7 protein-coding genes are annotated in these 10,358 nt (G+C 71.6%); all 7 read right to left on the bottom strand.

Annotation, left to right across the window (positions count from 1 at the left end; all coding sequences use genetic code 11):
• On the bottom strand, positions 1-894 hold an 894-nt coding region (locus M878_RS75470; RefSeq protein ID WP_023550095.1), incomplete at its 3' end, for a glycosyltransferase family 2 protein.
• 6 nt (positions 895-900) lie between these two features.
• A complete protein-coding gene (locus tag M878_RS75475; RefSeq protein WP_023550096.1) occupies positions 901-3,105 on the bottom strand; it encodes a bifunctional glycosyltransferase/CDP-glycerol:glycerophosphate glycerophosphotransferase in 2,205 nt (734 codons plus the stop codon).
• Positions 3,106-3,242: 137 nt separating this feature from the next.
• Positions 3,243-5,480: a bifunctional glycosyltransferase/CDP-glycerol:glycerophosphate glycerophosphotransferase gene (locus M878_RS75480; RefSeq protein ID WP_023550097.1), complete on the bottom strand. Its 2,238-nt coding sequence runs from the start codon at positions 5,478-5,480 to the stop codon at positions 3,243-3,245.
• Between the two features lie 130 nt (positions 5,481-5,610).
• Positions 5,611-6,519, bottom strand: coding sequence for a carbohydrate ABC transporter permease (locus M878_RS75485; protein ID WP_023550098.1), 909 nt, complete (start codon positions 6,517-6,519; stop codon positions 5,611-5,613).
• Entirely contained in the window at positions 6,516-7,796 is a 1,281-nt protein-coding gene (locus M878_RS75490) for a carbohydrate ABC transporter permease (protein ID WP_023550099.1), read from the bottom strand. The genes M878_RS75485 and M878_RS75490 overlap by 4 nt, the downstream gene beginning before the upstream one ends.
• 73 nt (positions 7,797-7,869) lie before the next feature.
• The gene (locus M878_RS75495) at positions 7,870-9,255 is read right to left on the bottom strand and encodes an ABC transporter substrate-binding protein (RefSeq protein ID WP_023550100.1); all 1,386 of its coding nucleotides are present in this window, start codon (positions 9,253-9,255) and stop codon (positions 7,870-7,872) included.
• 189 nt (positions 9,256-9,444) lie between these two features.
• On the bottom strand, positions 9,445-10,358 hold a 914-nt coding region (locus M878_RS75500; protein ID WP_023550101.1), incomplete at its 5' end, for an FtsK/SpoIIIE domain-containing protein.

The following is a 10,358-nucleotide window of genomic DNA, read 5'->3' on the forward strand; positions in this document are numbered from 1 at the left end:
GCTGTCGACCAGGGCGTCCGCGGGCTTGTGGGCGCGGAACATCGTCGCCGTACGCCGGAAGAACTCGGCCTTGTCGGCGGGCGGCAGCCGGTCCGGCTTGGCCAGGATGTCCAGGCAGTGCTCGCCCATCTTGCGGTGCAGATACGGCCGCCAGTGCGCCAGTTCGGGGCGCTGCTCGACGAACGCGAAGACCCGCTCGTACTGGTCGAGGATGTCGAAGTGCTTGCGGCTGGTGGTGGACAGGATGCTGCCCTGCCGGCGCTGCCGGTAGTTCAGGCAGATCCGGTCCAGCGCGGCGATCCGCCGGGCGCTGAGCAGGACCGGGAAGGTCCAGGGGGTGTCCTCGTAGTAGCCGGGCGGGAAGGCGAAGCCCTCCGACTCCACGAACTCCCGCCGGTAGACCTTGTTCCACACCACCATCAGCAGGTCCAGGATCCGCGGGTAGGTGTCGACGGTGAACGTGTCCGGGCCGGCCTCGGCGAGCACCTCGGCCAGGACGTTGCGCCGGGTGCCGCCCCACCAGTAGGTGCGCGCGTAGTCGAAGACCAGCACGTCCGGGTCCGCGGCCTCCGTCAGCCGGTCGGCTACGGCCCGCAGCGCGCCCGGGGTGAGGGTGTCGTCGCTGTCCAGGAAGAACAGGTAGTCGCCGGTGGCGTGCGGCATACCCGCGTTACGGGCCCGGCCGAGGCCCACGTTCTCCGGCAGGTGCAGCGCCCGCACGCGCGGGTCACGGGCGGCGTACTCGTCGAGGATCGCGCCGCAGCCGTCCGGGGAGCGGTCGTCCACGGCGATCAGCTCGAAGTCGCCGAAGGACTGCGACAGCACCGAGTCGAGGCACTCGCGCAGAAAGCCCTGCACCTGGAAACAGGGCACGATCAGACTGAAGCGGGGCACGGCGGGTCAACTCCTCACGAGGGTCGCGGGCGCGGGGACGCGGTCCGCGAGCGGGATCACCGGCGGCAGCGCCTGAGCCGGCTCGCCGAGCAGCACGCGCCGTACGACCCGCTCGGCGGCCCGCCCGTCGTCGAACTCGCAGAACCGCTCCCGGAACGCGGCCCGCAGCGCCGTGGCCTCCGCGCCCGCGTACGAGCCGTCGCGGAAGACGGCCGCCAGCTCCTGAGGGGTGCGCGCCACCAGGCCGGGCGGCTCGGCCATCAGATCGAAGTAGACGCCCCGCGTCTCCCGGTAGACGTCCCAGTCGTCGGCGTACACGACGATCGGCCGGTCCAGGTTGGCGTAGTCGAACATGATCGACGAGTAGTCGGTGACCAGCGCGTCGGCGGCCAGGCACACGTCCTCCGAGGAGCGGTGCGCGGTCACATCGATGATTCGGTTGACGCGGCCGTCGCTGCGGCCGGGCCCCCGGTCGTAGAAGTAATGGGCACGCAGCAGGACCACGACGTCCTCGCCCGCCGCGTCGCAGAACGCCTCCAGGTCCAGGCCGGGTTCGAAGCCGGTGTGGTGGTCGCGGTGGGTCGGCGCGTACAGCACGGCTGTCGTGCCCTCCGGGACGCCCAGCTCCCGCCGGATGCGCGCCACGTCCTCGCCGGTCGCCGTGTAGTAGACGTCGTTGCGCGGATAGCCGTACTCCAGGTGCTCGTAGGAGCCGGGGAAGGCGCGCTCCCACATCTGGGTGGAGTGCCGGTTGGCGGAGAGGTTGAAGTCCCAGCGGTCCACCCGGCCCAGCAGCCTGGTGTAGCTGCCCGACTGGGCGGCCACCACCGGATATGTCGACTGGTCCACGCCCATCGTCTTCAGCGGGGTGCCGTGCTGGGTCTGCAGGTGGATGCTGCCGGGCCGCTTGACGACTCCCTCGGCGAAGTTGGCGTTGTTGATCAGGTACGTGGCGCGGGCCAGCACCTCCCAGGAGCGGCGGGAGCCGATCACCGCGTAGTCCACGTCCTTCGGCATCGCGTGCGCCTGGTCGGCCTCGACCAGGAACACCGAGCGCAGGTGCGGGGCGAGTTCGCGGGCCTTGGCGTGGATCGCGGCCGGGTTGCAGGCATAGCCCCGGCCCCAGTAGGCGCAGTACACGGCCAGCTCGGGGTCGAGCGGGCGGCGCAGGCCGACGGTGTAGCGCAGCCGGTTGCGCACCGCGTGCGGGCGGGGCAGCCGCTCGGTGGCCCTGGCGGTCACCTGGTTGGCGCCGCGCAGCCCGCGGAAGGCGGTGTACGCGCCGGTCGCCAGCAGCCGGTGCTGCACGCCCAGGCTGCCGCCCGGCGCCCGGTAGCCCTGCGGCCGGTGGCGCCGGTAGAGGCGGGCCGCGCGGCGGAAGAACGCCCGGTGCCCGGACGGCAGCCGCTCCGGCCGGGACGCCGTCTTCAGCACGGCGGTGAACAGCTGCTCGAACAGCGGCCTGACCCGGTCGGCGGGCAGCGCGCGCTCGGCGGCCCGGGTCAGCACCAGGTCCACCTGGTCGAGCACGGCGTGCTGGTGTGGCCCCGGCAGATGGAGCCGGCTGCCCTGCCGGCGCAGCCGGTGCCGTACGACGACCCGGCGCAGCACCGCGATCCGGCCGGCCGCGACGGTGGTCAGCCCGCCCCAGCCGAGGTCGGTGAAGTGGCTGTCGGGGAAGGTGAGTTCGTGTTCGGTGAGGAAGCCGCGGCGGTAGACCGCGCTCCACGCCGGGAGCTGGACGCCGGTCAGCTCCGGCAGCTCGGCCGGGGCGAAGGCGCCCTCGGGGGCCTTCGCCAGCAGGGGCGCGGCCGGGTTGCTGGGCTCGCCCTCCCACCACGGGGCGCGTTCGTGCTCGGCATAGAGCACGTCCACGCAGGCGGTCTCGGTCAGCCGGGCGTCCAGCGCGGCGAGCGCGCCCGGCAGCAGCAGGTCGTCGCCGTCGAGGAACAGCACATACGCTCCGGTCGCCGCCCGCATCCCGGCGTTGCGCGCCCCGCTCAGACCGGCGGACGGCGGCGAGTCGACCGGGGTCACGCGGCAGTCCCGCTCCATGAATCCGGCGGCCACCTCGGCGGCCGGGGAGTCGGGGGCGTCGCAGACCGGGATCAGCTGCAGATCGCCGAAGGACTGGCCGAGAACCGAGTCCAGTGCCAGGGACAGCCGGGCGGTCACCCCATGGCAGGGGACGATGATGCTGAAGCGGGGCATTCTGTTCTCTCTGTCGTCTTGCGCGCCCGGCCGGGCACGCGGCCGGGCCGTCCCGCCGGACGCCAGGTGGACGGCCGGCTCGGGGTGGGCCGCGTCGAGCCGAGGCGCAGGGGGACTTCCGGAGAGATCAACGGTGTTCACCGCATCTCGGTGACGGGGAAGGAACCGGAAGGTTGCGGCACGGTGGCCAGCGGGGAGCGCGCGCAGGCCGACGGCACCGGGTTGCGCTCCACGAGCGGCACCACCGGCGGCAGACCGTGCTCGCCCCGCACCACATGCCGTACGACCCGCTCGGCGGCGCGTCCGTCGTCGTACGGGCAGAACCGTTCGCGGAACGCCGCCCGCAGCTGCGCCGAGCGCGAGCCGCGCCAGTGGCCGGTCGCGAAGATGTCGATCAGCTCGTCCTCGGTGCGCGCGACCGCGCCCGGCGGGAAGGCGCGCAGGTCGAAGTAGGTCCCGCGGGCCGCACGGTAGGCCTGCCAGTCGCCGGTGTGCACCACGATCGGCCGGTCCAGGCCGGCGTAGTCGAACATGAGCGACGAGTAGTCGGTGAGGAGGGCGTCCGAGGCCAGGCAGAGGGATGCCACGCTCGGGTGGCCGCCGACGTCGATGACCCGGTTGCCCGTGCCGAGGGGGCCGCCGCGGGTGGGGTGGGGGCGGGCCAGGATCACGAAGCCCGGGCCGAGCCGGCGCGCGATCCGCTCCAGGTCCAGCGGCGGGTGCTGGGTGCGCAGATGGTCGCGGAAGGTCGGCGCGTACAGGATCGCCACCGCGCCCTGAGGGATGCCCAGCAACCCGCGTAGCCGGGTCACGTCCGCCGAGGTCGCCCGCTGGAAGACGTCGTTGCGCGGGGCGCCGTACTCCAGCGTCGTGTAGCGGCCCGGGAAGACCCGCTCCCAGGTCAGGGTCGAGTGCCGGTTGCCGGACAGGACGAGGTCCCACTGGTCGACCCCGCGCAGCAGCTCCGCGAAGTCGGTGCCGTGGGCCGCCGCCGGGTGTTCCCGCAGGTCCAGACCCATGTGCTTGAGCGGGGTGCCCTGCCGGGTCTGGATCACGATCTGCTCGCGCCGCTTGCGCAGCCGCCGGTCCAGCATGTCGTCGGTGACCAGGTACTTGGAGCGGGCCAGCGCCGTCCAGTAGGCGGCGGTGCCGGGCCGCAGCCGGCGTGGGCCGGGCGGGACCGTGTGCTGGTGCTCGGGCCGGGCGATCCACGCGGTCCGCACCTGCGGGGCATGGGTGCGGAACGCCTCCTCCAGGGCGCCCGGATCGCCGCCGTGGCCGCGGCCCGCACCGGCGGTGAACACCGCCCGGTCGGCGCGGACGGGCAGCCGCAGCTGGATCCGGTAGTGCAGCCGCAGCGTGCCGGAGCGCACGGCGCGGGCCAGCTTCACCACCGCCTTCAGCGTGCGCCGGTGCACGGCCGAGGTCAGCTGGAGCGCCCGGAAGGTGCGGTGCAGGCCGAAGCGGACCAGGATGTTCCGCCGCCGCATCCGGATTCCCGGGACGCGGTAGCGGCGGTAGTGGGCGCGCGCCCGGCGCAGGAACTCGCCGTGACTCCCGCGCGGCAGCCGGCCCCGGTTGGTGAACACCGTCGCACAGTGGTCGACCATGACGCGGAACAACTCCGGCCGCCACCGTGCCAGTTCGGGGTGCTGCTCGACATACGCGAACACCCGGTCGTACTGCTTGAACAGATCGAAGTGCTGCGGGCTGGTGCTGCCGAGGATGCTGCCCTGCCGGCGCTGCCGGTAGTGCACGCACACCCGGTCCAGGGTGGCGATCGACCCCGCCGTCATCAGCACCGGGAAGGTCCAGGGGGTGTCCTCGTAGTAGCCCGGCGGGAAGGCGAAGCCGTGCTCCTCGACGAACTCCCGCCGGTAGGCCTTGTTCCACGCGACCATCAGCACCCTGAGCATCTCCGGCCGGTCCTCCAGCCGGAACGGCGCCGGGCCCTGCTCGGTCAGCTGTGCGGCGAGATGGTTGCGCTCCTCCCGGCCGTCCCAGTACGTGCGCGCGTAGTCGTACATCAGGACATCCGGCTCGCCGGACTCCTTGATCCGGTCGGCGATCGCGTGCAGCGCGCCCGGGGTGAGCGTGTCGTCGCCGTCCAGGAAGACCAGATAGTCGCCGCTCGCCTCGGCCATCCCCGCGTTCCTGGCCCGGCCGAGCCCCTGGTTCGTGGCCAGGTGCACGGCCCGCACACGCGCGTCACGGGCCGCGTACTCGTCGATGATCTCGCCGCATGCATCCGGGGAGCAGTCGTCCACGGCGATCAGTTCCAGATCGGGATACGACTGCCCGAGCACCGAGTCCAGGCACGCGGAGAGATACGCCTGGACCTTGTACGCGGGGACAATGACACTGAACCTGGGCAAGGGACATCCATGGGTCGTCGGTCGGCGCGGGGACTTTGACCGGAACGGCCGATGGAGTGAATGGGTTACGGCCCGTAGGGCCATACGGGCTACGGGCCGTACCGCACACGGGTGACACGGGATACACGGGCTACTTGACCGCGCCCGCCATCACCCCGGACACGAACTGCCGCTGGAACGCGAAGAACACGGCCAGCGGGATCACCATGGAGATGAACGCGCCGGGCGCCAGCACGTCGATGTTGTTGCCGAACTGCCGTACCTGCGTCTGCAGCGCGACCGTGATCGGCTGGGTGCCCGACTTGGTGAACACCAGCGCGACCAGCATGTCGTTCCACACCCACAGGAACTGGAAGATGCCGAGGCTCGCGATCGCCGGCCCGCCGAGCGGCATCACCACCCGTGCGAACAGCCGCAGTTCACCGGCGCCGTCGAGCCGGGCCGCCTCCAGCAGCTCACGCGGGATCTCCGCGAAGAAGTTCCGCAGCAGGAACACCGCGAACGGCAGACCGAAGCCGGTGTGGAACAGGATCACCCCGAGGATCGTCCCGAACAGGCCGATCTTGCCGAACAGTTCGGCGATCGGGATCAGCGCCACCTGCACCGGCACCACCAGCAGACTCACCACGCCCAGGAACCACCAGTCCCGGCCCGGGAACTCCATCCACGCGAACGCGTAGCCCGCGAGCGAGCCGACCACGACGACCAGCACCGTCGCCGGGACCGTGATCAGCACGGTGTTCCAGAGGGAGTGGGTGATGTCGCCGTTCTCCAGGAGCTTCTGATAGCTGTCGAACGTCAGCTGGGACGGCTTGGTGAACACCTTCCACCAGCCGCTGGTGCTCATGTCCTGCGGCGAGCGCAGCGAGGAGATGAGCAGACCGGCCGTCGGCACCAGCCAGAACAGGCCCACGACGATCAGGAACACCCGGACCAGACCGCCGCTCAGCCTCTCGGCGATCTTCGCACCGAGCGACTGCCGCGCCTTCACCGCCTGGACGGGGCCGGCTTCCCTGACACTCCCGGCGGTCGCCGTCATCGCCGCACCTCCCGCCTCAGCCGACGAACGTTGAACAGCACCACGGGAATCACCAGCACCAGCAACAGCACCGCGATCGCGCTCGCGACGCCCGGCTGGCCCTCCGCGAAGCCCTTGCGGTACAGCTCCAGGGCGAGCACGTTGGCGTCGGCCTGGGAGGAGCCCGGCGCGATGATGTAGACGAGGTCGAACACCTTCAGCACGTTGATCATCAATGTGACGGTGACCACCGCGAGAACCGGCGCGAGCAGCGGCACGGTGACCTTGCGGAACACCTGCCACTCGGTCGCGCCGTCCACCCGCGCCGCCTCCAGCAGCTCCCGGGGCACGCCCGCGAGCCCGGCCGCGATCAGCACCATCGCGAAGCCGGCCCACATCCACACATACGCCCCGATGACCGCCGGGGTGACCAGCGACGGGCCGAGCCACTCGACACCGTTGTACGGCTCCCTGAAGTTGCCTGCCGGAAGCCGCAGTCGAGCCCCGTCGGCGGACGCGGGCAGCGTGAAGGTGCCGTCGCCGGCCGCCTTGGTGGCGGCGACCACCTTGCCGTCCTTCACCGCCTCGATCCGCATCCCGGCATAGCCCAGCTCGGACGGATCGGGCGCGCCGAGCCGCCCCACGCCCTTGCCGCGCGTGAAGTCCTGCCAGGTGGTGCCGGTGATCTTCCCCGGCTCCGGCTTGGCCGCCACGGCCTTCTTCGCACTGCCCGGCATCTGGTCCGGGGCGACGCCGACGAGGGGAAGGAGGACGGACTGACCGGCGTGCACGGTGGCCCTGGTGACGAAGCCGCCGTTCTGCGCGACGAGGGGCGACTCGCGGCCCGGGTGGGCCTTCGGGAACGCCGACGACTGCGCGAAGGTGTCGTGGACGCCCACCCACACCGCGTTCGCGACGCCCTTGTGCGGATCCTGGTCGTACACCAGCCGGAAGATGATCCCGGCCGCCAGCATCGAGATCGCCATCGGCATGAAGACGACCAGCTTGAACGCCGTTCCCCAGCGCACCCGTTCGGTCAGCACCGCGAAGACCAGACCGAGCGCGGTGGAGACCGTGGGTGCGAACACCACCCAGATGACATTGTTCTTCAGGGCGGTGCGGATCCCGTCGTCCGTGAAGAGGGTCTTGTAGTTGTCGACGCCGACGAAACCGTCGCCGGAGGCGTTGGAGAAGCTGCGGATGACCGAGTACCCGATCGGGTAGACCACGAGCGCGCCGAGCAGCACCAGGGCGGGCAGCAGGAACAGCACTGCCACGGTCTTCCGGGTGCCGGTCACGCTCCTGCGACTGCGGGGTGCGGCGGGACCCGGTGGGGCCCCGGCCGCCGTTGCCGCCGACGCCATGGCCGGCTCAGCTCCCGCTTCCGTATGCGGCCGCCGCGTCCTTCTCCAGCTTCGCCTGCGCGCCCGCCACGTCCGCCGGGTTCTTCAGGAAGTCCTGCAGGTCCTTCCACTCGCCCTTGCCCGGGGTGCCGCCGAAGGCCTGCGGAGCCTGGTCGGACATGTCGAAGCGGAAGTCGTCACCGGAGGCGATCAGCGCCTTGGCGATCTTCTGCTGCACCGCGTTCGGGTACGCCGAGACCGGCACGTTCTTGTTCGGCGAGAGATAGCCGCCGAGCTTCGCCTGGATCGTCGCCGCGTCCGGGGAGGCGAGGAAGGTGGCCAGGGCCTGTGCGGCCTGGGAGTCCTTGAGGATCACCGCCGCGTCGCCGCCGGAGACCACCGGCGCCGTGGAGCCGACCGCCGGGAACGGGAACACCTTCGCGTCCGTGCCCACCTTCGCCTTGGTCTCAGCGATGTTGACCTGCACGAAGTCGCCCTCGTAGACCATCGCGGCCTTCGGCTGGTCGCCGCCGGTGAAGGTCTGGGTGACCGAGGCAGGGAACTCGGTCTGCAGCGCGCCGTCCTGACCGCCCGCCAGATAGTCCTTCCTGCCCCAGATCTGGGCGAGCGTCGTGAGCGCCTGCCGGACCGAGGGATCCGTCCACTTGATCTTGTGCTGGGCCAGCTGGTCGTACTTCTCGGGCCCCGCCTGGGACAGATACACGTTCTCGAACCAGTCCGTCAGCGGCCAGCCGTCCGCGCCCGCCACCGAGAACGGTGTGACCCCGGAGTCGTACACCGCCTGCGCCGCCGTCAGCAGGTCCTTCCAGGTCTTCGGCTCCTTGGCGCCCGCGTTCGCGAACACCTTGGCGTTGTACCAGATCAGCGACTTGTTGGCGGCCTTGTAGTAGACGCCGTACTGCTTGCCGTCGACCTTGCCGATGTCCTGCCAGCCCTGCGAGTAGTTCTGCCGCAGCTCCTTCAGGGCCTGCGGGCCGAGCGGCTTGGCCCACTTGTTCCGCACGGCCTGCTTGATGGCGCCGGGCTGCGGCAGCATCGCCACGTCCGGCGGCTGGCCGCCCGCGATCTTCGAACCGAGGAAGTTGACGATCGGGTCCTGGGCGGGCACGAAGGTGACCGATGCGCCCGTGCGCTTCTCGAACTCGGCGAGGACCTTCTTGAAGTTGTCCTGCTCGGCGCCGGTCCAGACGGCGGCCACCTCCAGATGGGCGCCGTTCAGCTTCGGCAGGGTGACGGTGGAGCCGGCCGGGGTCTGCCCCCCGCCGCTCTTCTCCTTGGTGCCGCTTTTGCTGCCGCCGCTGGAGCAGGCGCTGAGCGCGAGGGCTCCGGCCAGCAGTGCGGCGAGTGTGGTGACGGCCCTGTGTGTCCGGATGGTGCTGCTCTTGCTGCGCATCACTTCCCCGTTCGTCGTTCTCCGTTGAACGTCGCTTGACCAACGTCGCTTGAACGCCGCTGAACGTCAGGAGACTGTCCCGTGCGGTCCGGTGTACGCCGGGCCGCTGAGGGCGGGCAAGAGCGCCCGCGATGTCAACCCGCGCATCGTGACCGGCTCGTGACCGGGAGTGTATGCGTCTCGCTTCGGCTACAGCAGGGACGGCACGCGAGCCGCCGACACCTCCCGGGCCGCCCGCTCCACAGCGCTCGCCAACAGGGCCAGGTCGGTGGGGCCGTTGCCCAGCTCCCGCACGGGCCGGCGAGCCGGTGGGTCGCCCATGCGCTGCCAGTCCAGCGGGACGACGGTGGGCCGCTGGGTCGCGGTACGCGGGATACGGCCCGTCACCCGGCCGCCCTGGAAACCGACGGCCCGCCCGTCCGTGTACGCCAGCAGCCCACGACCCGGCGCCGGTTCCTCCGGTCCCTGCTGGGGCGCGTCGAGCACGACCCGCAGGGTGGCCCGTCGCGCGGGCTCGGTCTCCGCCGTACGACCGCCGGTCCCGGCCGCCGTCACCAGATGCACCCCGAGCCGCTCGCCGTCCCGGGCCACCGCCTCCAGCGCACGCATCACCGACCCGGCGGCCGGCCGGCCCGGCGAGCCGAGCGAGGGCGAGGCCAGCGCGTCCAGATCGTCGACGACGACCACGAGCCGCGCCAACGGCGGCGCCGTCTCTGCCTGGTGCCGCCCCGCCGCCCCCGGCCGCAGCCGCAGGGTGGAGCTGGGCGGCACCTCTATGTCACCGGAGGCGGACGTGCGCTGCGCGACCACACGGCCCGACCCCGCACGCCCCGCGTGCCACTGGGCGAAGTCCGTCCGGCCCAGCAGCTCCGCCCGCCGCTTCAGCTCGGCGGTCAGCGACTGGGCGAACTCCCGCATACGCACCGGGTCATTGGCGACGAGATGCGTGGTGACATGCGGTATGTCGGTGCACACCCGCAGGCCCTCGCCGCGCGCCGCGCCCGTCCCGATGCCGTCCCGGCCGTCGACCAGCACCACGCCCAGCCGGTCCGGCCGCTCGGCGGCGGCCAGCGAGGCCACCACAGCCCGCAGCAACTCCGTAC

The sequence above is a fragment of the Streptomyces roseochromogenus subsp. oscitans DS 12.976 genome, assembly GCF_000497445.1.
In the GTDB taxonomy this organism is placed as follows: domain Bacteria; phylum Actinomycetota; class Actinomycetes; order Streptomycetales; family Streptomycetaceae; genus Streptomyces; species Streptomyces oscitans.